Genomic DNA, 25,993 nt, shown 5'->3' on the forward strand with positions numbered 1-25,993 from the left:
TCCTAATTTGCTATTACGAGTATTAAAATCTTCAAATAGTCCTTTAAAATCTTTTTCTGATTGCTGTCCGATAGTTGAAGCTTCGATTTCTCTAAAGACTTTTTCAATTGTTTCGTTTAAATTTTCGTTGCTGTGAGCATTTTTACGTACATTCATAAAAAGCTGCGAAGGATACATAAAATATCCTTTTTCAGGTAAGCACATTTTCTTAATTTCTTCAATATTTTGACGCACAACTGGATCTGAGTCATCAAGTGCTGCATAATCAAAATCAGGCAGACCACGCTTACCAATTGCATTAATATGTTTTACTAAACTTTCAGAAATATAACGGTAAAACATGGTAACAAGTACGTAAGATTTAAACTCTCACCCATCTACTTGTCCACGTAAATTGTCCGCTATATTTCAAATTGTTTTATGTAATTCATCTCTTTCTTGTTCTTTTTTATTGTCCATTTTCTGTTCCTTGTATTTATGTATCTAGTAATTTAATTAAAAATTAAATTACATTATATATTTTTAAAATTATATAAAAGTTTTTTGCTCCTTAGTAAGATACTTAAAAATATAAAAAAATACTTTAGAAATTTCTAAAGTATTTAATCTATTATCATTATAAATATTTTGAAACTAATTCTAGAACTTCAGCTTCTGAATCTTTTTCAATTGCTTGGTTAGCTAAGTTAGTCATTTCTTCTTTACTTAATTTTGCAACAAGTTCTCTTGAAGCAAGTACGTTACTTGCACTCATTGAAAACTCATCAAGTCCTAAACCAAGTAATAATGGAAGAGCTCTTTTATCACCAGCCATTTCACCACACATACCAGCTCATTTACCGTGTTTGTGTGCTCCATCAATAACCATTTTAACTAATCTTAAAATTGATGGGTTAAGTGGTTGATATAAGTATGAAATATTTTCGTTCATACGGTCAGCAGCCATTGAATATTGAATTAAATCATTTGTTCCGATTGACACAAAATCTGCATATTTACAAAATTGATCTGAAAGAACAGCAGCTGCTGGTGTTTCCATCATAAGTCCAACTTCAATTTGGTCAGCAGGAGCAATATTCTTATTAGTTTTTGCAACTTGTTCATATGCATCAAGGTACATTTGTTTTGCTTCTAAGAATTCAGGAACGTTAGTAATCATTGGGAACATAATTGCAACTTTACCAAATTCACTTGCTCTAATTAATGCACGTAATTGAGTTTGGAAAATGTCTTTATTTTGTAAACAAAATCTAACAGCACGGTAACCTAAAAATGGGTTCATTTCTTCAGGGAATTTAAAGTATTTTAAAGTTTTATCTCCACCAATGTCAAGTGTACGGATAACAACTCTTTTACCTTTCATTCCTTCAACTACAGCTTTGTAAGCTTGGAATTGTTCTTCTTCTGTTGGTCAGTGATCATTATCCATGTATAAGAATTCTGATCTAAATAAACCGATTGCTTCAGCATCATTTTCAAGCACAGAATCTAAGTCTTTTGGTGTACCAATGTTAGCAGCAAGTTCTACATGGTGTCCATCATTAGTTACTGATTCTTTTCCTTTAAGTGTTTCTAAACGTTTTAAGTATTCGTGATATTCAGCTTGTGCTTTTTGTGCTTCTTGAATTTCTGTTTCATTTGGATTTACGATAACTTTACCTGTTGAACCATTAAGAGCAATTAAATCACCAGTTTTAGCATTTTCCATAATGTTGTTTGTTCCAACAACTGATGGAATCCCTAAGCTACGTGCCATAATTGCTGTATGACTTGTAGGTACACCAATATTTGTCACAAAACCTTTAACAAATTTTTTGTTAAGTTGAACTGTTTGGCTTGGACTTAAATCTTCAGCAACAATTACTACTTCATGATCAATAGCAGTTAAATCTGGTTCTTCAATTCCGTTTAATGCAAATAAAAGTTTTTTTAGAACATCTTTAATATCAGCAGCTCTTTCTTTAAAGTATGGATCATCTAATTGCAAGAACATTGCAATAAATTCTTCATAGCATTCTTTTGTAGCGTATTCTGCTGTTACTTTGTTTTTTTGAATGTTATCTGTAATTTTTGAAATAGCAGCAGGATCGTTAACAACCATCATGTGTGCATCAAAAATTGCAGCATGTTCTTCTGTATCCGCAAGTGCCTTAGTTTTAGCTAATCTATCTAAAACTTTGTTACGAGCATTTTCATATGTTTGTAGTTCTTGTTCTACATCTTTTGCTTCTTTGGTAATTTCAACTGGAAGTTCTTCAATTTTAAAAACTTCAGCAATTGCAACACCTTTTGAAGCACCAATTCCTTTAATAATCATATTTATCTCCTTCTTTTAGTGTAAAAGTTATTTTACATGCTTTTTAAAACCTTTTTTATTGTCGATAAATTGTAAAAAATAAAAAGTGGAATTAATTACACTTTTTATTATAAAAAAATGATTTTTACACTAATTTTGCAGCATCTTTATCAATAATAAAAGTCACATCAGGGTGATTTTGTAAGAAACTTGCTGGTACTTTGTCAGTAACTTCTCCTCAAAAAGCATCATGAATAGCTTGAGCTTTGCTTTCACCACTAGCTAATAAAATAATTTTTTTGGCTTTTAATATTGTTCCAATTCCCATTGAAATTGCTGTTTTTGGTACATCAGCTTCACTATCAAAATAAATTTTATTTGAGTTAATTGTGCTTTGAGTAAGCTTTACTTCTCTAGTTGCTTCAGTTGGTTGTGAGCCAGGTTCATTAAAAGCAATATGAGCATTTGTTCCAATTCCTAAAATTAAAAAGTCAATACCACCATCAGCAATTTTAGCTTCATAATCTTTCGCGTTTTGAATTAAATCACCATTTCCATTTGGAAAATTAATGTTTTCTGGTTTAACATTAATATGATCAAAAAGATGATGATGCATATAGTAATGATATGAACATTTACTTTCAATTGGTATTCCAACATATTCATCTAAATTAAATGTTGTGACATTACTAAAATCAATGTCGCCTTCTTTATATTTAATTATTAACTTTTGATATGTTTCAATTGGTGTTCCACCTGTTGCAAAACAAATTCTTAAGTTTGGATTTGCTTTAATTTCACGTGCAATTGTTCGTGCAGCTACTGTGGACATCTCGTCGTAATTTTTTGTAACTTTAATTTCCATTAGTTCTCCTTATTTCATTTCCGTTTATATAAACATTCAAAATTTTAAACTCTTTTGGTTCTAATAAGACAAAATCTGCAAATTTGTCTTTTGAGATATATCCCAATTTATCTTTTTTAAGGTATTTGGCGGCGTTATAAGAAGTCATTGCTACTGCATCTTCCAAACTAATACCAATTTTAATTAAATTTCTAAATGCATCAATTAAAGCGATCCCGCTACCAGCTATTGTTTTAGTTCCTTTTAAATAAATTGCTAAACCTTCTTTTGTTACAGGAATATTGCCTGATATATTATCACCATCTTCATAATAAGCTGGTTTAATAGCATCGGAAATACACATAATTTTATCAACACCTTTGTTATGAATTGTAAATAAAATGCTTTCCTTTGAAACATGAAATAGATCACAAATTAATTCAACATAAGCATTTTCATTCATTAGTGCTGCCTGAAGCATTCCAGGATTACGTGAATCTACTCCGCTCATTGCATTTCATAAATGACAAACGGAGGTACAACCGTTATCAAAAAACTCTTTGCTAAGTTCAAAAGTAGCTGCTGAGTGGCCGATAGAAGGAATAATATCTAGTTTTAACATATATTTCATTACATCAAGCGATACTACAGTAGGATCAAAAGAAATTTTTTTCAATTTATTACGAGATTCAAGATACATTCGTTCAATTCTTTTTTCAGTTCCTTTTAACAGATACTCAGTTTTATGAGCACCTTTTTTAGCTTCACCAATAAATGGTCCTTCAATATGTAAACCTAAATTACGTGCTGTAAATTTCTTTGCTTTGGACATTTGATTTAAAGAATTTAAAATTTCACTTCAAGATCTAGTCATAGCCGTTGGCATAAATGAAGTGGTTCCATTTTCTGCAAGTTTTTGAGAAACAATTTCTAAATCACTAATTCCATCCATAACATCATGATTATAAAAACCGTGAATGTGTGTATCGATGAAACCAGGTACCAAAATAGCTTCAGGAGTTCCTTTTATTTCTTCAATTTCAGTAATAATGCCATCTTCAAAAGTAATGTTAGCATTTTCAATAGTTGAATCAAAATTGACTATTTTAACATTATTAATTTTCATTAATCACCTTTCTTAAATGTCCGTGATTACGTTTTAATAATGCTCGTGCTTCATCATATGAAATATTTTTTGAAGCCATAACAACAGCTATTTTCACATTTTGTCTAGCGTTGTGATAAGCTGTCCGTGCAACATCTTCAGAACACATGGCAATATCTGAAATAATATCAATGCTACGTTGAATTAATTTATCATTAATTGGTGTTAAATCAATCATGTGCTGGTCGTATACTTTTCCCATTTTAATTGCTGTAATTGAAGAAATCATATTAAGCACAATTTTTTGAGCAGTAGCAGAATTTAATCTAGTAGAACCTAAAATAATTTCAGCACCAACTTCGATAATGAGTTTAAAATCACTATATTGCTCTATTTTTCCATTTTTACGATTAGCAATTAAAGCTGTTTGTGCACCCATGTGCTGGGCTTGCTTTAAAAATCCCATGCAATATTTAGTATTTCCAGAAGCACTTAGCGCGATAACTAAATCATTTGGACCGATTTTCTTTCTTATTGCATCAGATTCACCTAGTTCAAAATCATCCTCAAAACCTTCAAGTGATTTTAAAACCGCTTTATCACCACCTGCCATTGAGTAGGTAAATCATTTTTTCTCGCCAAAAGTTGGTAATACATCTAGTGAATCTAACATTCCAATTCTACCACTAGTACCTGCTCCGACATAAACTACTTTACCACCATTACTAATGCAGTTAATAGCTTCTTCTATAATTAACATTAAATCATGATTTTTATCATTGATTGCTTTAAGAACAATTTCATTTGAGTTTTCAAATTTTCAAATTAAGTGTTTTACACTATAGACATCTAACTTTTCCATATTTAGTCCTAATTAATTTTTTTATATCTAAATTTTAAAACTTTTCACAATCTCTTATTAAAAAGAACAACTAAAAAATAAATTTTTTTATTTATTTTCAACATAAAATAACTTTTTCCTTTATTTTATAGACTTTTTTAAGTTATATTATTCATAATAAAAATTTTCATTTTTTATATTACGAAATGAAATTTTTTTTCACAATTCTGAAACGTTCCACATTTTTAGTTAATTTTTAAAGTTTTAAAGCTGATTTTTGTAATTGATAAAAGCGCTTTAATTACAAGTAAATATAATTACTATGAGCATCCAAAATGCTCAAAAGAGGCTTTATGTCAAAAAAAGTTGATAGTTTTATTAAAAAAATTAAACAAATGCACAAAGGACAAAAGCTTTACACCGTTTTATGGAGTTTATTTGTGATATTCCTTATAACTTCCGTAATTATCGTTGCAGCTTATCCAACACCAGTTTACCCAAGTGGTAATGGTGCTGTATTGTCCGATGGGTTACAAGGTCAGTTAGTTGAATTACAAAAACAAAAAGTTGCTTTGATTAACAGTCAAATCGATGGTATTACTAACTACCTAACAGGTGACAGCTCTTCAATTACTTATGCAGCTTTAAATGATAAAGTTGCAGCACTTAATGTTGCTATTGAAAAAAATGGATACTTTCTTGGTGAAGAACCATTAAAAGCACTTAAAGCATCTGTAGAAAGCTTCCAAAAAGCTCTTAAAGAAGGAGAAAATAACTTACCCGGAGCACTTGCTGATATCAAAGCAAATATTTTCCTTAATGTTAAACCAGAAGGAATGGTTGATATTGTAAAAAGTGCAACATCTGTAAAACAATTAGACCCAATTACTCTTGCTGAATTAAGTGAAAAAGTAAAACAAGATATTGTTAATGATAACGTTTACTTTAAATCTTTACAAGCAACAAGAGCAAACATTATCGCAACAATTGGATTACTTATGACTATTTTCATGTTCGCATCAGTTATTACAACAGTATATGTAAATGGTTTTGTTTTAAAAGGTAAAAAAATGTTCAGAAAGGCAGGTAATTAGTTATGGTTGCTAGCGTAGCAAACTCAAAACCTGCTAAGTCTGGTTTTGGAAGAAGATTACTCCAAAAACTTGGTAAAATCGGTGGAGCTTTAATGTTCCCAATCGCTGTATTACCATTAGCAGCTATTTTACTTAGAATTGGAGCAGATATTCCTAACACAACAACTTTCAGTTCAGTTGTCGGTTCTTTAATTTTAAAATCTGGTGGTATTGTATTTGATAACTTACCAGTTCTTTTTGCGATTGGATTAGCATTCGGATTCACTAAAGAACGTCGTGGTGAAGCCGCCTTTGCAGGATTTATTGCTATGACATTACTTATGGCAATAGCTCCTGTGCTAACAAACGCGTACTATAATGGAATTAACTTTGGTACAGAAGCAAGCCCTATTATGGGATTTTCTGGATTATTTGGTTCAAAATACAACGCAGTTATTGCAGGTAACGTGCTTAACGGTATTATCATTGGTTCAATTATCGCTTGAGTATACAACCGTGCAAACAGTGTTGAATTACCTAAAGTTTTAGGTTTCTTCTCAGGAAGAAGACTTATTCCTACATTAGCTATTATTGCTACTGTATTATTTACAATTTTATGAACAATTGTGTTCCCATGAATTGGATATGTAATTTACATTATTTCTAAAGCAATGAGTGACGCAACAGGTTCAGGACAAGCTCAAGATGCTAGCGTTTTAGCAACTCGTGCTGCTATTATGGGTGGATATGGTTTCTTAAACCGTCTACTTATCCCATTTGGTTTACACCACATTATTAATAACCTCTTCTGATTCCAACTTGGAGAATTTGGAGGAAAAACAGGAGATATCTTCATTTTCTTACAAGCTCCTGCAAAAGGAAACCCTGGAGGATTATTCCAAGCTGGATTCTTCCCAATGATGATGTTTGGACTTCCAGCTTTAGTTGCTGCTTTCTGATTTACAGCAGAAAGTAAACAACAAAGAACAAGAGTTATTGCTTTATTTGGTTCAGCTGCTGTAGTAAGCTTCCTAACAGGAATTACAGAACCAATTGAATTTGCTTTTGTTTATGTTTCACCTTTACTTTACTTAATTCACGCTATTTTAACAGCTGTATTTGCATTCATCACTGGAATGTTCGGAATTCAATTAGGATTTGGATTCTCAGCTGGTGCAATGGATTACTTATTAAGTATTAACAAATCACTTGCAATTATTAGAGAATCAGAATTCGAAGGTGCAAGAAAAGTATTTGCAAACCCTGGATGAATCGTTCCAATTGGATTATTATGTGCTTTAACATACTTTGCTGTTGGTACATTAATGATCAAGAAATTAGATTTAAGCACACCAGGACGTAAAGATGGTGTTATCTTAAGTGAAAAAGAAAATGACAGCGACACAGCTACAACAAGTCAAGCAGGAGGATTATCTGCTAAAGCTAAAAAAATTGTTGCAGCTTACGGTGGATGAGATAACATTGTTGAATTTAACAATTGCTCTACAAGACTTAGATACATTCTTAAAGATGCTTCAAAAGTTGATGAAGAAGCTCTTAAAAAAGCTGGTGTTTTCGGTGTTGTAAAAGTTTCAGATAACGCAGTGCACTCAATTGTTGGTGTTGAAGCTGAAGGTCTTAACCAACAAATAGTAGAACACAAAGGTGAAAGTCTTTAATCTTTAATTAACTAAGGTAAGCGTTTAGGCGCTTGCTTTTTTTATAAAACATGTATAATTATTAAGCCATTAGAACAATAACCCACTAACCTGGTCAGATCCTAACCGAAGCAGCCACATGAGGAAGTGTTGTGTCTAGTGGTTTTTTATTATTTTTTTAAAATATTATCAAAATAGTGTAAAATAATTTTGCGTGGTCGCGTAGCTCAGTTGGATAGAGCATCAGCCTTCTAAGCTGGTTGTCACAGGTTCGAATCCTGTCGTGATCGCCATTTTTTTATTTTCTTTTTTAAACTAAAACAAAAGTTTTAATATTTTTAAAGTTTTTGTTTTAGTTTATTTTTTATTTTTTTTAATTAAAAGCACAATTATGCAAAGTTTAGTTTTAAGACTGTATAATTTACTATTATTAACAATAATAGTAAGGAGTTATTATGCTACAAATGTTTAAAATTTTGCCATGAAAAATTAAATCGTACTTTGGAATTGGAATTATTTTTGTTTTAATCAATGTTGCTTTAACCATGATTATTCCAATTTTAATTTCACAATTTATTCCGCTATTAATTCATGATGATAATGCAATAGCACACTCTTTTGATATTAAGCTATTTAAAAACGTAGTGCTTTATAGCTCGCCTGAGAGACAATCTGCAATTAATTTTTTAATTATCACTTCACTAGCGGCTATTTTGATTGCAACATTAACATCCATTATTAGCGTACTGATAATTATTTGAGCCGGTGAAAATGCATCAAACTTTTACCGTAATACTCTTTTTGCTAAGTACCAAAAACTTAGTTTAAAAGATATTGCTAATTTAACAACCGAAAGTTTAATTACGCGTATTAATGACGACGTAGCAGTTTTTTGAGATTTTTTAATCAATGCATCAACTGCTTTGATTAAGGCACCTCTTTTTATTATTGTTGGACTAGTTTTTGCTTTTTCAACTGATATAAATTTTGCTTGAAGTATCGTAGGAGTGGTACCTGTTTTAATTTTTGTTTTTCTTTTTATATTTATTAAAACAAAACCATTAATTAATAAAAACAGACATAACCTTGACAAAATTACTAAAGAAGCAGAAGAAACTATTATTGGAGCTCGCTTTATTCGTGCTTATAACTTACAAGAAAAACAAAAAAACAAATTTTTTAATATTAATAGTACTTGAAAAAATGTAGAAACTAAAGTTTGAAAAATATTCATTATTGGAACTCCTGCGTTTTTTGGAATTATTAATCTTGTTATTGTCGCTATCTTTATTATGGCTGCTAACTTAATTCAAAACGGAACTAGTGATCCGCAGTTATTAGCCAAAATCAACGTTTTTATCGAATATGAATTTATTATGGCTCTGGGAATCATGATATTTGCTAATTTCATTGGTTCATTCATTCGTGCTAAAATTAGTGCTAAAAGAATTACAGAAGTTTTAAATACTAAATACGATAATCTTTATGTTGAAGGTGGTTACAAAATTACTGAAAACATTGGTGAACTAAATGATGCAAGCAAGTACTCAGTAGAATTTAAAAATCTCTCTTATAAATATTTTGATACTTCGACTGATTATGCAATTAGCGATATTAACTTTAAAATTGATGGTGGAAAAACACTGGGAATTATTGGGCCAACTGGAAGTGGGAAAAGTACGATCGCAAACTTGATTGTTAATAACATGAAGTATACTAACGGAAATATTTTAATTAACGATAAAGAAGTAAAAGAAATCAACACTAAAGAGCTACACCAAAAAGTTGGTATTGTATATCAAGAGCCATTACTTTACAGCGGAAGCATTAAATCTAATATGCTGTTTGCTAAAAGTAATGCAACTGAAACAGAGCTAGAAAGAGCTTTAGAGACTGCCTGTGCATTAGAGTTTATCAAAACTTTTGATGATCGTCTTGAACATGTAATTGAACAACGTGGAAAAAATTTATCTGGTGGTCAAAAACAACGCTTAAGTATTGCGCGTACTTTACTTAATGATCCGAAAATCTTAATTTTAGATGATTCAACTAGTGCACTTGATAACATCACTACTAAAAAGCTAATTGAAAATATTAAGAAAAATTATGATTGTACAACAATCATTATTTCTCAAAAAATTAATTCAATTAAACATGCTGACCAAATCTTAGTTATGGATCGCGGAAAAATTATCGCAAGCGGAAATCACCATCAGCTTTTAAAAACTTGTGATTGGTATATGCAAGTTAATGAAAATCAATTGAAACAATAAGGAGGAAGTATGGAAAATCATGAAACACGTCAAATATCAAAAGATATTACTCAAAAACAAAAAAATAATCAGAAAACTTCTTATTTCAAAACTTTTAAGACACTAATTTCTTATTTAAAAGTAGATCGCAAAAAATTGATAATTGCTTTTAGTTTTTCATTAATCAACACTATTTTTTATATTATGGGTAGCTTTCTAATCGGAATGATTGTCCAAAAATATTTTGAACCTGCACTTAGTGGTGATGTCTCAACTACTTTTGATTTAAATAGCTTTATTGCTTGAACAATTATCCTAGCTTCTAGCTTTATACTTTATGGAATTTTTAGGTATTTAGAAAACTATATTTACGTAAAAGTTGCTTTTGGAGCTGGAGAACGTCTTAGAAATGACATTATTATTAAATTACATAAAATGCCAATTAGCTTTTATGACAAAAATAAAGCTGGTAATTTAATTTCTAGTTTAATTGTCGATGTAAATAACGTTGCAAACTCTTTATTTCAAATGCTGACACAAATAGGAAGTGCGTTATTTGGAATTTCTATTGCAATTATTTTACTGTTTTTAATTTCTTCACTTATGACACTAATTATCTTACCAATTAGCTTATTGATGTTTGGGTTAGTCATTTTACTTATGAAAAAATCTCAGCCATACTTTGTACGCGTGCAAAATGCTTTTGGTGAACTTAACGCTTTTGTTGAAGAAATGCTAGCAAATACCAAGGTTACAAATTCTTTTGATCAACAAGAAACTGTTTTTAAAGACTTAAAGCAAATTACTCGTAAAATTCGGAATTCAGCTTATGGTGGTGATGTGATTGCTCGAAGTTTTGATACTTGATATGGACTTATTTCGAACTTAATTATTGTTATGATTGCTTTTTTAGCCGCTGTCTTTTACACTCACAAAATTCCTGTTTGAGGATTGCAAGGACTGGGAGTTAATCCTGATGGAACTGCACGTCCATCACTAATTATTTTGTACATTTCAATTTCTTGAAACTATATCGGACCTTTCCAAAGCTTATTAAATACTACATTTAGCTTGCAAATTGGTATTGCCTCAAGTACTAGATTATTTAAATTATTGCAAATTCAAAACCCTAATACTGATAACCAAGTTTTAGAATTTGCTCAAGGTGAAATTAAAGGACATGTAGAATTTAAAAATGTTTACTTTAAATACAATCCTGATTCAAAATACCACCAACTTAAAGGAGCAACTTTTAGTGCTACTCCAGGGCAAGTGATTGCTATTGTTGGACCTACAGGAGCTGGTAAAACTACAATTATTAGCTTGCTAACTAAATACTATGATTATGAATCTGGAAGTATTTTGATTGATGGTAAAGAACTACGTAATATTAAAACACAAAATTTACGTGATAATATGACAATCGTTTTACAAGATTCTTTCTTATTTAACGAAACTATTTTAGACAACTTAAAACACGCTAATCCACAAGCTACGATGGCAGAGGTTATTAGTGCTGCAAAACTAACAAAAGCACATCATTTCATTATGAATATGCCTAATGGATATGAAACAATGGTAGAAAATAATGGTGCTAATATTTCACAAGGGCAAAAGCAGTTACTAGCTTTAACTAGAGCAATTTTACAAAACAAAAGTATTTTAATTTTAGATGAAGCTACTTCTAATATTGACTCAGCTACTGAAGTAGTAGTACAAAATGCAATGCTGCACTTAATGCAAAACAAAACTTCATTTATTATCGCCCACCGTCTTAGCACAATTAAAAATGCTGACAAGATTATTGTTATTGATAATGGTTACATCATCGAGCAAGGCTCACATGATGAATTAATTGAAAAACAAGGATTTTACTACGATTTATATACTTCACAATTTGGTTCATAGAAGATTAACTAATGTTAATCTTTTTTATTTTGTAATATAAAAAAGTTAAAAAGAAAATAGTAATAGCTGTGCTACTACTATTTTTTATTATTTGTTTTGCTCTGCTTGGTAACGTTTAACTTCTGAGGCACAATCATCAATAACTTTTTCAACGTCATCAAATGACTGAATAATAGCTCCTGAGGCACGTTCGTGTCCTCCGCCGCCTCATTTAATTGCAACATTACGAACAATTGGGCCATTTGAACGGAATTCTACTCTAATTCTTCCGTCTTCTTCTTCAGTGAATTGAACTCACATTGGGTAACCAGCAATATTCCCAATGCTGTTTACTCTAATTGAAGTTTGCGGTGTTTTACCAAGTTGTTTTGTTGTAGCAAGATCATTTTGAATATAAGCTACACCATCACGAGTTTTTAAAGTAGACATTAGTCAACTTGAAAATTTAATGTCTTCTAAAGTAATAGTTGATAAGTTTGTATGAATAAAATCTGCTTCCAAACCAGCTTCATAAAGTTTTGAAGCTAAATATAAAGTTCTTGCTCTAACATTATTAAATAAGAATCTACCACTATCGGTGTTAATTCCTAGATAAAGTAAATTAGCTGCTCTAACAGTAATTTTTCAGTTGTTAGCTACTGCTATTTCAGTAATCATTTCATCGGCTGCAGAATATGAACTATCAACTCAGCGAATGCATGAATCTCCTAAATCATCATCATTTGGATGGTGATCGATTCGAATGACTTGCTTAAATAAATTTTTATCTAAAACTTCTCTATATTCAATTCTTTCTTTAAAGTTAGCATCAACAACTACTCCAAGTGAATTAGCAAGGACTTCATCACTTGGGACTTCATCCATTACTAAATTTAAAAATTTAAATGAACCTTTTGCATCACCGATTGCATAAACTTTTTTATTTGGAAAATTAGTTTCTAATAATTCTTTTAATCCAAATTGTGAACCAAGACAGTCACCATCAGGACGAATGTGGTGAAAAATTACGATTGAATCGTATTTTTCAAGTTCTTTTGTAACAAGATTTAAATTACCGATTTGCATTATTTAGCTTCTCACAATCTAATTGACTCATTAAGTTCTGCTAATACTGTAGGTACTTGTTCTCAAGATTGTAAGGTGATTCCAGCAGCGTTATCATGTCCACCACCTTGGAATTTACGAGCTACTTCGTTTACAAGTGGACCATTTGAACGTAATCTACCTCTAACAGTTCCATCTTCTAATTGAATAAATAAAGCTCAGCAAGAATTATCTTCAATATTTGCTAGTTCATTAACAAATAAAGCTGCTTCAAGCGAATTCATCTTGTATTCATCAAGAACTTCTTGATGAATTTCGTAGTAAAGTACCCTACCTTCTTTTTTGAATTCACTAAGTACTTTACCAGCAAATTTGATTTCTTTGAAAGTACGTTTTGAAAGTTCTCTTAAAATTTCAGCTGGATGGAAGTTTCCTTCTTCCATTAAAAATGCAACTAATTTGTGTGTACGTGCTGATGTATCAGGGAATAAGAAACGTCCACTATCAGTATTAATTCCTAAGTAAATGTGTCCGGCTGCTTTGTTAGTTACTTTTCATTTTGCATCATAAGCAATTTGTGCAATCATTTCAGCAGCAGCTACATAATGTTCATCGATTCAGTTGTATTCATAATCAATATCAGCACTGTTAGGGTGATGATCAATTCTTAATCTTGCAGTTGTTTTTTTATCATAAAGTAAATCTGCACATTCGATTCTGTTTCCGCTTGAAGCATCCACAACAATTGCTAATGAATTGTTAAAATCAATTTGATCATATGGTGTAAATGTATACTCCATAAAATCAAATACATGCATGTTATTTCCTACTGTATAAACTTTTTTTTCTGGATAATTTGTGCGAATTAATTCAGCAAGTCCGGCTTGTGAGCCAAGGCAGTCGCCATCAGGACGAATGTGGTGAAAAATTACGATTGAATCGTATTTTTCAATTGCGTCGATAGCAACTTTTGAATTTCCAATTTTCATTTTGCTCCTTTATATAAAATATATCTATTTTAATTTTACTTTATATTCTTCTAAAAGTTGCTTAATGGTATTTTTTTCATATTTTTTTCAGAAGGAAAAGTAAAAAGAAAAAATCACCACTAAGTGGTGACTTAAAAATGAGTTTCTTCAATTTCTGTAATTTGTTTTTGCAGCTGAGCTGTATTAGCTCTTGGTTTTTTAAAAAAGATAGATTTTTTAAGATATCCCAACTTACCTTTTGCACTAATACTTAATACTAAAATGGTAAAAGTTGCAAAAAGTGTATACCAAAGTTGTGAATAATTCATGCTATTAATTTTCTTTTGAAATGTAAATCCTTCTGGAGTTGTTATTTCACCAAAAGTATCTTGTGGTTTAACTGAAATTGTGAAGAAAATAGCAACTAAAGCAACTACAATGGTTAAATAAAGTCACTTAAAGAAAATATCTCCGTTATAAGAATTTTTAAATAAGAAAATCAGCATCAATAAAACTAACATACTAGAAATCAAGGTGCAAATAAATGCTACTGTGTTAAGTGCTAGAAAAAGTGTTTTAGTTTGATAAGCTTCAGAATATTCTTGTCAATTTAGATTAACTTTATTTTGATAAACCTTTGTGATTTCTTTAGCATCTAATTCAATATAACTATTATAGTAAAGGAACTGATAAATCAGAGCAATTGCAACAGAAACTAATACTGAAAGAGTAACTAAAAGTAATACTTTGCGCACTAAATAATTAGTGGAAAAAAATGTTTTCATTAATTAATCCTATTTGTAGTTTCTTTATCAAAAATATGAATTCTCGATTCAACAAAATCTATGTTCACAAATGAATAAAGTTCATACTCAACGCTATTTGAAGCATTGACAATAAATTCAATATCTTTGCTAATTTTAACCGCTACTAATTGATCTTTACCAATTAACTCGATATTAGCGATTTTACCCTTGTGTAATTCACTATTTGTAGCTTCCTGAATTTTAATATCTTCACTTCGAAATCCAATAACTAATTTTTGTCCTTGAGTTAATTTGGCTTTAGTGGTTTCATCTGTTAAATTAATTATAACTTTTTCATCTTCAGAAATAATTTTGCCATCTTGATAATAAGCATCAAAAGTATTCATTGTTGGTGAACCAATGAATTTAGCAACAAAAATATTGGCTGGTTTAAAGTATAACTCTCTACCTGTTCCATTTTGTTGAATTTGTCCGTCATTAAAGACAACAATTTGATTACCCATTGTCATAGCTTCTAATTGATCGTGCGTTACGTAAATACTTGTAGTATTAAGCATGCGGTGAATATTTACAATTTCTCTACGCATACTTTCACGAAGCTTAGCATCAAGGTTTGAAAGTGGTTCATCCATAAGGAAAACTAGAGGCTTACGAGCAATAGCACGTCCGATTGCAACCCTTTGACGTTGACCACCTGATAAATCTCTTGGTTTACGGTAAAGATATTCATCAATTCTTAAAATTTTAGCAACATCTTTAACACGGCGGTCAATAATATCTTTTCTTTCTTTAGCTATTTTTAATCCAAAAGAAATATTATTGTAAACATTCATGTGTGGATAAAGAGCGTATGATTGGAAAACCATAGCAATATTTCTTTCGCTAGGGAGAAGATTATTATATCTTTTTGAATTAAATAACAAGTCTCCTTTAGTAATAGAGTTTAGTCCAGCAATCATTCTAAGAAGTGTGGTTTTTCCACAACCACTAGGTCCTAGGAAAATACAAAATGTTCCAGGTTTAATTTCTAAATTAATATCTTTTAAGGTGTATTTGTCATTTCCTTCATATTTTTTCGATATATTAACTAGTTGAATATGTGCACCTTTATTTGTCTGCGATACTTGTCCAACTTCAGCAATCATTTGATCAAGGTTCAATGTTTCAAAACCATCGAATAACTGCTCTTCATTGTTAGTAAAATTTTCTAAATCATTTTGTTTATTTTTTCAGAGGTTTTTTAACATATTATCCTTTCACAGCTCCATCACTAAGGCCACCAACTATGTATTTTTGTAAGTACATAAATAAAATAAATGGTGGAATTGAAGCTAAAATTGTTCCAATTGCATAAGCACCTGCTTGAACATCTTGTTGGTTATTTAAAAATGATTGTAGTCCAACTGCAAGCGTTGTGTTAGTAATGTCTGCTAGCACAAATTGAGGCAAGATAATGTCAGTAAATGGGATTAAAAATGATCATAAAGCAACCATAATTAAAGCAGGTAAAATTACTGGAATTAAAACTTTGAAAAATACACCTCAATTACCACAGCCATCAACTTTGGCTGAATCATCTAGCTCTGTACTTACCGTATCTAAGTAACTTTTAACCATGAAAGTATTTCCTGCAATCGCTCCACCAGCATAAATGAATATTAATACAACAATTGGTGGAATTTTAATCGAGTTCCCAAGCGTCACTAACATATACAGCACAATTAATGATGAAGTAGCAGGTATCATTTGAATTAACATAATAACAGTTAATGAGTGCTTTGAACCTGCGAATTTAAATCTTGAATAAGCATAACCATTTAGAGCAACAGCAACTGTCGAAATGATAGAAGTCGCAATCGCAATAATGAATGTATTTAAGTATCATGTTCCAAAATGACTTTTTTCAGAAGTAAATAAATAAACTAAATTATCAAAACCGAATTTAAATGGAGTTAGCGAAATGTAACGTGGATTTGAAGTATTAAAAGCAGCAATAATTAAAGAAACAATCGGAAAAAGAATAACAATTGCTCAACCAACTAAAATAACATAGTTAAAAAACAGTCAAATAATTTCTGGTGCCGTTGGTGGTTTGGTATCTGATTCGTTAAATTTAATTCGCTTAGGAGCAAGACGTTCAGGCGAAACTTTAACATTATCAAAAGTAAATTTATAAAATTTGTTTGACATCTTAATCCTTTCTTGACATAGATTTAACAAATCCACGTGCGGCAAGTCCAATGCTAAATAGTGAAGTCAGAGTAACAAGAGCAGCAGCAAATGCTTGGTTACCATCAATTTTAAGATTTCCGGTTGTTAATTTATAAACTCAGGAAATAATGATATCCGTTGAACCTTCACCAAAAATAGTTGGGTATGGGAATTTAGGGTTACCACCTGTAAATACAGAAATAGTTGTAAAGTTATTAAAGGCAGCAACAAATTGACCAATTAACATCGGAGCAATTGCAAGTAATAGTGCTGGTAATGTTAAATATCTAAAGACATGTCTTCCTTTAGCTCCATCAACAGATCCAGCTTCATAAATGTCTTTTGGAATTGATTGCAAGGTTCCTGTTACAAGCATAAATATATAAGCATAACCAATTCATGTTTGAACTAAAATAACTAAAATTCTAGCTGTTCCAATTTCTTCAAGTCAAGATCTAGCATTCATTCCGAATAATTTTTTTAATAAAAAGTTAATTAAACCAAACTCTCCACTAGCAAATATATTTCTCATAAATCCTAGGGTAACAAAAGCTGGTATAGCTCAAGGAAGAATATAAATAATTCTAAAGATTTTACGTCCTTTAATTCTAGTATTATTAGCTAAAATTGCAACGATAATACCAAGTGCAATTGGGAAAATTGTCGAAGTAATAGTTCAAATAATAGTTCATCCAAAAACGTTACCAATTGAGCTAAGTAAATCAGCTTTTCTAAGTGTTCATCACTTACCTCATTGTTCTAAACCAACTCAACTAACTAATTTTCCAGGTGGCTCGTGATTAAATCCTAAATTAGTAAATGAAATTAAAATAGAAGTAATAACAGGAGAAATAACGATAAATACCATTAAAACTCAACCTAAAATAGAAATAAATCAAGGGAAACCTGATGTTTGCATTCATCTTTTTGTGTGACTTCATTTGCTTGGTCGAGAACCTTGATATAAGGAAATAGCAACTCTTCGTGCACCAATTGAAGATACTACGAAATAAATTAAACAAATTGATAAGAAGATGACTGAAATAACAGCACCAAAAAGATAATAACGACTATCCGGGAAAGTGCTTGCTGTTTTTGCTGAAGCACCCAAATCAATAAATCCTCTAATTCCAGACATTGAATTTGTGTAAAAACCAAGAGAAAATGGAATTAGCATCGTTCAGCAAATCACAGTGAATAGAAGCATTAAAATACCTTTTAAGTGCTGTCTATATCAAATAATTTCTGGTAATCCAGGAAGGATAAAGCCAAAAATTGTAGCTAAAAGAGTATAATCTCTGCTTGTTTCAATTGGAATAGTTTTTTGAGCTTCGTTAATTTTGCTTTCATAGATTTTTTTATTAACTTTATTTTCAGCAAATTGACGAACAAACAATCATCTTAAAATACTTTTGTTTTTTAAGATTTTGGATTGTAATTTTACTTCATATTTAGCTTCTTGTTTTTTAACCTTAAATTCAATTTTTTTGTTTTTAAAAGCCTGCTTAGTAATTTCCTTATGTTTAACTTTTTCTTTATAAATCTTTAGATTTTCAAAATAGTCATTATCAATTCTTTTAAATGACAATCTTGCAAATTCTTTTTCTTGACTAATTGCATTAGAATTTTTTAAATCTATTAGTTCTCATTTAGCTAAAATTTCTTCATGTAAAAACTTAATGCGTGTTTTATACGAAGCAATAAAATACTCTCTTAAAGCTTTTGATTCTTCTTTTTTGTAATCGGCTTCATAGCTAACTTTTTGATAAGTTTTTGAAATTAAATCATTGTATACAGATTGAGAAATTAGCTTAGCTTCATGTTTAATTTTATTAAGGTTTCTGGTACTGTAAAAGATTTTTTTAGCTACATTGAATTTAATGGTAATAATGTCATTTTTTAAATTTGCTATATATTTTTCTAAATCATTAACGTTTTTACACAAATCATTTAGCACTATTAGTTTTTCTTTAATTAGAAAGTTTTGAAAATCTTTAAAATGTCTTTCAAGCATTCTACTTTGTTGGTTTTTTAAATATTCAGGATATTGTTTTTTAATTGCCTCTCTAGATAAAGCTGCTTGCTTTTTAATCTTTTTGATAACCACGGTGTTACGAGCTTCATTTTCTTTAATTAAAGCTTTATGCTTAGCGATTTTTTCAAGAGAACTTTGTTTATACTCATAAGCTTTTAGTTTATTTTCTTCTGTTTTTAAGTTGTATTCATTTTCTAAGGTAACAATTGTTTGCTTTGCCTTTAAAATGATATTCGCTCTTTCTTCTTTGTAAAGTTGCTTTTGTAAAGGCAAGATTTTTTGATACTTAAGTTCCAGTTGTTGTTTTTGTTTTAGTAAACTAGCTCGTTTAGTTTCGAGCTTTTCATAAGTTTCTTTTAAAAGTAAATCAGGATTAGAACTTTTATCAAATAACTGAATTTCAAAACTATCTAAATAAGGTTTTAACGCTTGATAATTAAATGAACTAGTGTTATTTGTTTTTGTTAAATGCACCAACAAAGTATTGTATAAGGCATATTTTTTAAAAAGTTCTAATTCATGAGCATTAGATTCTTGCTCTAATTTAGTAATGCTGTTAATTTTATAATTTAATTCATCAGCTGACTTTTCTAATGAATAAATAAAATCATGCACATATTTTTCATTACCTTTTTTAGCTTGCTTAAGCTTAGCTAATTCATATTTAAGAAGTGAAACTGTATTTTCAGCAAATTTCAGTTTTTTAATTGAATCTTTATAAACTTTTAGTTTATTTTTATAAGCTACTTTATGGGAACTAAGTTCACGCTTTAAATTATCATTAATTTTAGTTTTAGCTCTTAAAAATAACTCTCTTTCAATTTTGTCACGAGTTTTAATATTTTCAGATAAACGAGTAAAAACATTTTTTACTTGATGCTTATATGCTTTTAAATTCGTGGTAGTCTCTGGTAATTTGGCTTCAAAAGTTTCACCGTATCAGTTATACAGTTTTAACTTTTCCATTATTATTTTCCTTTATGAATTCTAACTCATTCATAATGATGTCTTTTCCGCTCAGCAAAATAGAGAAAAGAACTTATGAATAAGCCTATGATAACAGCGACACAAATAATTGAAATTGCAATTCCGATACCTAACTGCATTGGTTGTAATACTGCAATTCCATTAATGAATGGCATTCCTGTTAAAGCTGCAAAAATAATTATTCACGAAATGTAAAAAAGATAACCAACTTTTACTTTTCGTGCAGCTAAGAAAATGTAAATACCAAAAAAGATAATCACAAGAGAATTTCCTATGTAAGTTAAGACAATCATTGCTGTTACATAGTTTATCTTGCTCTTATCTTGATTGGTAATATTATTAACATCAATATTATGGATTTTTAGATATTCTTCGTTAATTCCTACCGTAAATGGTATCAAAACTCAAATAACTAAAAGAAACGTAAGTACAGCTGATGCTGCGAGAAAAAAATAAAATTGATGTTTACTAATATAAGTTTTATATTTTGGTATCAAATTAGTCAACTCACTTAATTGCTAAGTTGTCTGATTTAGGAATTGGTGTAAGTTTAAGTTTCATTTGATCGCTAAGTTTATCAGTCATAATATTAATAAATTCTTGTTCTGTCAATTTATGTTTATTTTTAGCTTGCTCTGAAGCAATTTGTTCATAAAGTACTTTATTACCGAAAACAAGTTCATTTCAAGTATCTCAAATAATTGAATATTGTGGGTTTGAAACACCTGGACGAGCTTCTTGGGTTCTAAATACTCCTAATCCACCTTCACTAAGAGGTGTTTTAGATGTTACTACATTAAACACTTTACCAATAACACTTGTTTTATCAGCTGATGAAATTTTTTCATTAACTTGCCCAAGTTTAAATTCTGATGGTGTATTATCAGCTTTTGCAAAAATTTGGTTTGTAAGTTCAAATTGCGCTAAACTTCTACGAATTGCATTATTTACATAATAACTCATGTGTTTGTCAAATGCAGTATCATAAGCTTCTTTACTTGCTGGTGTCTTAGCATATTTCTTAATAAATTCATAACCACTTGTCTTGTAACTGTTAATAAAATTATTAAGTTGTGTTTCGCCGTCTTCTTTAGTTGCAGATGCAAAAAGTTTTGTAGTGATTTTTTCTAATTCTGCTAAAAATTGTGCATCACTATCACCATTAACACCAAAAATTTTATTTTCAAATTTTCTAACATGTACAATTCCATTGTCAGTTAGTGCAGCAACTTCATCTACAAATTCTGTTTTTTCAGGATTTTTAAATGCTGCATCACTAAACATATCTTTATTAATTAATCAATGTTGTACATCTTTTGACATTTCTGCTTGCGAATGTGAAAGCATTGTTGCTGCTGCATTTTTAATGCCGATTGTATCTTTAAGTAAAGAATTTGTTAATGTTACTAATTCAGGAGTAATTGAAGTTGCTTGTTCTGGTGATAGACTATAAACAGTTTTACTTTCAGAAGCATCTCAACCATTTCCTACTTTTGAATCAGCAAGAGATGCTAATTTTTGACCCACTTGATTGTAAGCTTCTTTAAGCAAGCTAATTGTGTCATATCCAAGTGATTTAGCAAAACTAAGTAGTTCTTGGTTTTCATTATCTGTTGCTACTTGAACATCTGATTTTAAAGCTTCTTGTAAAAATCCTACATATGGTATCTTAGTATCTTGTTTAAAGTAAGCATTTGAAGCTTCAGGCGTATAAATAGCAAGTAAAAGATTTTTAAGTGCTTCTTTACGTTCAGGTGATGCACTAATATTTCTTTTATTATATGTAAATGATCAAGAACCTGGAGCTTGAAGGTAGGCACTGCTATCTGAACCATTTGGAACTACAAAAACAGATTTTACATTTCCATTTTTAAAGGCGTTTTGTAATTCTCATGTTCCAAGAGTGGTAAAGTTTAAAGCATTTTTACCAAATCAACCATAAATGTTGTTTGAAATTTGGCCTCAATCAAATCCAAGTGCAAGTTGTAATGCGCCACGATCTATATTATTTTTACCTCATGGTGTAGCTTTATATTCTTCTTCACTCATTTGATAAATAGCATTATAAATAGGTCATACAATCCGAGCTTGAATACTAATTGCAGGTCCATAGTATTTATAAGCAGGATCTGTTTTTACTCATCCTGATGATGGTAAACCTTCATTTTTATATAATGTTTTGTTCATTAGCTGTAAAACACTTTGATTTTCAGTTTTGTTTTCTTTTTGTAATTTTTCGAAATATCCACCTAATAAACCATTACCATATCAGTAATTTTGTGTATATAAAATTGCTTTACCATTAGCAACCAATTTTTCTAATGTGTTATTTTGTGTATCTTTAAGAACGTTACGAGCGTCGTTTTCACTAAGGTTTGACGCTAAAACAATACCTTCTTGATTGTGTCTAATAGCTAAAAACTTGCTTTCAACATCAATTCCATCCTCTTTAACTTTAATTCCTGTATATTTACCGTATTCTTTGATATCTTTAAGTTCTAAGTTAGTTAAATGCACAGAATCTTTAAGAGCAGTTAACACGGTTGGATCGAATTTTTCAATATCAAGCACTGCATTCCATTGAGCTAATTCAGTAACACGATCTGAAGGTGCATAAATCAAGTCTGCAACTTGTTTTGAATCGTTAAATCCAATTGTTTGAATAATATTAATAGCATCAAAAACAGGTTTTTCAACGACTCTAATTCTGTATCCTTGCTTAAATGAATCAGTTTGCATAAATAAGTAAAATGCATTGTGATACATATTTTTTTGTGCACCATCAATAGCAATTACAATTACTTTATCCTCTGGTGTGCTTTGTGTAGCATAAACTGGTGTTATATCTTCGTTTAAATAAGATTTAATCAAATTATCTGAATTTTTATATTCACGATTAGCTGTAAAGAAAGTACTTGAAGTTGCTGTAGTACTTGTATCTTTTTCAGGTACTTCTGGAGTTTCATCACCTTGATTTTTTGTTACACCACAAGCAGCTGAAAGAGCAAGAAAAGGAGCAACAATACTGGTTCCTAATAAAATTTTAGATTTAAATTTTGACATCTTTATCTCCTACATTCCTATTCAAAAGCTATTTCGTTTTTACTATACGCTCCAGAAAATAACACAATGCTAACTGGAGACAAAATAAAAGTTAAAGCAAAAAAACTTCCAACAATAGGTATTCACTTATTAATTTCAGTTTTACTTAAAATATAATAAGTATGAGCGACTAAAAGAATGTTGATGATTCAGGTAGTAAATAAACCAGAAATTATTATTTTCAATCAGATGTTTTGCTGAATTCCTTCTATAAAAATCTGAGTATAGCTTTGCTCTTGGTTTACTTTTAAACTAAAAGCAAAATAAATAAATCCGATTTCTAGCAAAAATACTATAATATTATTAAAAATTAAGTATAGATATTCTTGTATCTTTGGTAAGGTTTTTCGTTCTAAAGGTCACTTACCCAAGAAAAATCAACGTATTTTAGTCTTAAATGGAATTTTTTTTAGTTCTATTTTCTTCATAATTCCTACTTAAATTTTATTTTTTTCTATAACTATTAATCAAATATTATTTAATATCTTGATAATTGTTTTACACCTTACGCTTGCATAGTCAAGGGTGTTTTACTTAAATTTTATTAAAAAATCTTAAAACTTTTTTGTTTTAAGATTTTATTTATACCTTATTTATAGCTTCTTTACTAAAAACACACCGTAAAAACCATCTGATTTAGAAGAAATTATATTATTTGAAATCAAAATATCTTTTTTCATAAATGTATCTTTAAATGTGAAATTATTTTTCAGTCTAATTTCGTGTAAACCAGCAGTATTTTTATATCCATAAAAATACACTAAATAGCTACCATCTTGATTATCGCGAACCGTAATTTGCTTTTTATCACTCTCACTTAAATTAATAAACAGCTGTTCTGGATTAGTAATATATTTTGGATCTTGCTTTTTAACACTTGGATATTTTTTTCTAATTTCACTTAGTTGGTTTACTAATGCATAACCACTGTTAGGATTTTGGATATTTTCTTCAATTGTTTGCATACCAAAACTTGCTCTTTTAGCTATTAACTCACCACTTTTTGCTTCATTAAAGTAAACAACTTTTTGATTATCTTTTCAGTTGAAAGCTTCTCGAATATTGTAATCTCCATTATTTTCTCCATTTTTTGGACCACCTATCATATATTGTTCATTTCCATCATATAAAATTGGATATCCACCACGAGATAATAATGATACTAAAGCATAATTATAAGCGTCTATTTCAAAAAAATTCAGTTTAGTTGGATTTGAAGTGACATTTGATGAATTATTTTCCCAGCGAACTTTATTAATTCATCGCTCAACATCGTGATTATCTAAAAATGGCATTCATTTTGAACCTAGTTCATTTAACTTATTAATTAAATTTAATTCATCTGTGTAACTAAGAAAAACAGAGCTAACTGATTTTCCGTTAAAAATATCTTTTTTATCTTTATAATTGCTTCCATCAATTACACTACCTAAAGCTTTATTATTTAAATATCTAAAATAATTTTTTGCTGCTAATGGTTCATTTCATCATTCGCCAAACATAATAAAATCATCACTGGAACTAGAAATATGATTTTCTGTTCTTCTCAATAAACCTAAATTTGCACTTTTACGTCATTCATAAAATAACTTACTAGTTTTTGTATTACTAAAATCATCATCCGTTTTATGAGGATTATAACCGTCATAAATGTGATAAAAAGCATCATAACGAAAACCATCAACTCCTAAAGTTGCTCAAAATTGATGTACAGCTAAAAGTTCTTGTCTCACTTCGTTATTTTCTAAATTTAAATCAGGCATACCGGCTCAAAATTTAGCTGTATAAGCTTTTGGAGATAAAATCTGTTTTTGTTTCACATGCTTAAATAATGGTCTAAGTCATGCTTCATCACGTGCTTCAGAGTTCAGTTTGACATCAGAATCTACATCATAAAAGTTATAATATTTTTGATATTTTTCATCACCTGCTAAAGCTTTTTGAAATCATGGATGTTCATATGAAGTGTGATTAAACGGAACATCAAGAATTACTTTGATCCCATTTAAGTGTGCTTTTATTAAAAAATTCTTAAAAGCACTTAAACCACCTAATTCTGGAGCTACATCAGTATAATCAATTACATCATATCCATGATAACTGCTAGCTGGAAAAATTAGAGATAAATAAAGTGTATCAATTCCTAAATTAATAAAATAATCTAAATTATTTGCCAGTCCAATAAAGTCACCAATTCCATCATTATTACCATCCGCAAATGAATAAACTGTTAATTGGTATCAAACATTTGTACCTACTTTTTCAAGATTAAAAGGTGCAATTGGTTTAACATTCTCAGCGTCTGTTAAATAACTTAATTTATTTATTTGTATCTTGCTTGTAAAATCACTGCTACCTCATAACTTAAAGTTTTTATTTTTTGGTTTAACTATGTTTAGCTCTGCTAAAATAGCACTGTTAGGATCGTTAGAATACTTTGGTTTTAACAAGTTATTGCGATAAGTCGCTTTTGACAAAATTTCTTTCATTTTTGTTTCAGTCAATAAAGTTTTAATTTCATTTAAATACTTAGTTTTTTCACTAGCAGTTAAATAATTTAGTTTTTCAATTTTATTTTGATAACTGATACGTAATTTTTCTGCATTAGCACTTTTAAGTTCAAATAAAATGGTAGTTCGTAATTCTTGGTATTGCTCATCTGTTTGAACTTTTAAAATTTTATTTTGATATTTTTCTAAAAGATTACCTTTTTGATTTTCAAGCAACTTAAAAAGCTGTTCTTGAAATTCATTTTGTGAAGCAATACTTTTTAAATTTTGATTATTACAGCTTGCTGCGACAAAAATAGCGGGCATGGTAACACTAGCTAGCTTTAAAATTAGTTTTCTTGACATACTTTAATTTTAGTGTTTTGTTTTAAAAATGCAGCAAAGTCATCAAA

19 protein-coding genes and 1 tRNA gene are annotated in these 25,993 nt (G+C 29.8%); 5 read left to right on the forward strand and 15 right to left on the reverse strand.

What is annotated here, in order from left to right; genetic code table 4:
* The 5 genes from EI91_RS02105 to EI91_RS02125 form a co-directional block, all read right to left on the reverse strand.
* The coding region (locus tag EI91_RS02105) for a type I restriction-modification system subunit M N-terminal domain-containing protein (RefSeq protein WP_036452578.1) at positions 1-459 on the reverse strand (459 nt) is incomplete at its 3' end.
* A gap of 157 nt (positions 460-616) precedes the next feature.
* Entirely contained in the window at positions 617-2,317 is a 1,701-nt protein-coding gene (gene ptsP, locus EI91_RS02110; RefSeq protein WP_036452581.1) for a phosphoenolpyruvate--protein phosphotransferase, read from the reverse strand.
* A 124-nt stretch (positions 2,318-2,441) separates the two neighbouring features.
* Entirely contained in the window at positions 2,442-3,161 is a 720-nt protein-coding gene (nagB, locus tag EI91_RS02115) for a glucosamine-6-phosphate deaminase (RefSeq protein ID WP_036452585.1), read from the reverse strand.
* Positions 3,151-4,266: an N-acetylglucosamine-6-phosphate deacetylase gene (gene nagA / locus EI91_RS02120; RefSeq protein WP_036452588.1), complete on the reverse strand. Its 1,116-nt coding sequence runs from the start codon at positions 4,264-4,266 to the stop codon at positions 3,151-3,153. The genes nagB and nagA overlap by 11 nt, the downstream gene beginning before the upstream one ends.
* Entirely contained in the window at positions 4,256-5,107 is an 852-nt protein-coding gene (locus EI91_RS02125) for an N-acetylmuramic acid 6-phosphate etherase (protein ID WP_036452590.1), read from the reverse strand. Before EI91_RS02125 ends, nagA begins: the two co-directional genes overlap by 11 nt.
* 332 nt (positions 5,108-5,439) lie before the next feature.
* On the opposite strand from EI91_RS02125, the gene EI91_RS02130 reads away from it, so the two are divergent.
* From EI91_RS02130 to EI91_RS02150, 5 genes are all read left to right on the forward strand, one after another.
* Positions 5,440-6,180, forward strand: a complete 741-nt coding sequence (locus tag EI91_RS02130) for a hypothetical protein (RefSeq protein ID WP_036452593.1) — start codon at positions 5,440-5,442, stop codon at positions 6,178-6,180.
* Between the two features lie 2 nt (positions 6,181-6,182).
* Entirely contained in the window at positions 6,183-7,838 is a 1,656-nt protein-coding gene (locus tag EI91_RS02135; protein WP_036452595.1) for a PTS transporter subunit EIIC, read from the forward strand.
* 195 nt (positions 7,839-8,033) lie between these two features.
* A tRNA-Arg gene (locus tag EI91_RS02140) sits at positions 8,034-8,110 on the forward strand.
* Positions 8,111-8,281: 171 nt separating this feature from the next.
* Positions 8,282-10,090 (forward strand): ABC transporter ATP-binding protein, encoded by a 1,809-nt coding sequence (locus EI91_RS02145; protein WP_342666443.1) that lies wholly within the window; start codon positions 8,282-8,284, stop codon positions 10,088-10,090.
* 9 nt (positions 10,091-10,099) lie between these two features.
* The gene (locus EI91_RS02150; RefSeq protein WP_084177995.1) at positions 10,100-11,977 is read left to right on the forward strand and encodes an ABC transporter ATP-binding protein; all 1,878 of its coding nucleotides are present in this window, start codon (positions 10,100-10,102) and stop codon (positions 11,975-11,977) included.
* 87 nt (positions 11,978-12,064) lie between these two features.
* On the opposite strand, the gene nrnA (EI91_RS02155) is transcribed toward EI91_RS02150, so the two are convergent.
* From nrnA (EI91_RS02155) to EI91_RS02200, 10 genes are all read right to left on the reverse strand, one after another.
* Positions 12,065-13,042 (reverse strand): bifunctional oligoribonuclease/PAP phosphatase NrnA, encoded by a 978-nt coding sequence (gene nrnA, locus EI91_RS02155; protein WP_036452600.1) that lies wholly within the window; start codon positions 13,040-13,042, stop codon positions 12,065-12,067.
* On the reverse strand, positions 13,042-14,010 hold the full coding sequence (gene nrnA, locus EI91_RS02160; RefSeq protein ID WP_036452606.1) for a bifunctional oligoribonuclease/PAP phosphatase NrnA: 969 nt from the start codon (positions 14,008-14,010) through the stop codon (positions 13,042-13,044). The genes nrnA (EI91_RS02155) and nrnA (EI91_RS02160) overlap by 1 nt, the downstream gene beginning before the upstream one ends.
* Positions 14,011-14,141: 131 nt before the next feature.
* Complete coding sequence (locus tag EI91_RS02165) at positions 14,142-14,774, reverse strand: hypothetical protein (protein WP_036452609.1); 633 nt, start codon at positions 14,772-14,774, stop codon at positions 14,142-14,144.
* Positions 14,774-16,003 (reverse strand): ABC transporter ATP-binding protein, encoded by a 1,230-nt coding sequence (locus EI91_RS02170; RefSeq protein WP_036452610.1) that lies wholly within the window; start codon positions 16,001-16,003, stop codon positions 14,774-14,776. The genes EI91_RS02165 and EI91_RS02170 overlap by 1 nt, the downstream gene beginning before the upstream one ends.
* Position 16,004: 1 nt before the next feature.
* Positions 16,005-16,946 carry a sugar ABC transporter permease gene (locus tag EI91_RS02175; RefSeq protein ID WP_036452613.1) on the reverse strand — a complete coding sequence of 314 codons (942 nt, stop codon included), beginning with the start codon at positions 16,944-16,946 and terminating at the stop codon, positions 16,005-16,007.
* A gap of 1 nt (position 16,947) precedes the next feature.
* Positions 16,948-19,968 carry an ABC transporter permease subunit gene (locus EI91_RS02180; protein WP_036452614.1) on the reverse strand — a complete coding sequence of 1,007 codons (3,021 nt, stop codon included), beginning with the start codon at positions 19,966-19,968 and terminating at the stop codon, positions 16,948-16,950.
* A 2-nt stretch (positions 19,969-19,970) separates the two neighbouring features.
* Positions 19,971-20,390: a hypothetical protein gene (locus EI91_RS02185; RefSeq protein ID WP_156954231.1), complete on the reverse strand. Its 420-nt coding sequence runs from the start codon at positions 20,388-20,390 to the stop codon at positions 19,971-19,973.
* Between the two features lie 97 nt (positions 20,391-20,487).
* Positions 20,488-23,052, reverse strand: a complete 2,565-nt coding sequence (locus EI91_RS02190) for a hypothetical protein (protein ID WP_036452618.1) — start codon at positions 23,050-23,052, stop codon at positions 20,488-20,490.
* A 17-nt stretch (positions 23,053-23,069) separates the two neighbouring features.
* Positions 23,070-23,519, reverse strand: a complete 450-nt coding sequence (locus EI91_RS02195; RefSeq protein ID WP_036452620.1) for a hypothetical protein — start codon at positions 23,517-23,519, stop codon at positions 23,070-23,072.
* A gap of 165 nt (positions 23,520-23,684) precedes the next feature.
* Complete coding sequence (locus EI91_RS02200; protein ID WP_051789172.1) at positions 23,685-25,946, reverse strand: alpha-amylase family glycosyl hydrolase; 2,262 nt, start codon at positions 25,944-25,946, stop codon at positions 23,685-23,687.
* Between the last annotated feature and the right edge of the window lie 47 nt (positions 25,947-25,993).

The sequence above is a fragment of the Mycoplasma buteonis genome, assembly GCF_000733865.1.
Lineage (GTDB): Bacteria > Bacillota_I > Bacilli_A > Mycoplasmatales > Metamycoplasmataceae > Mycoplasmopsis > Mycoplasmopsis buteonis.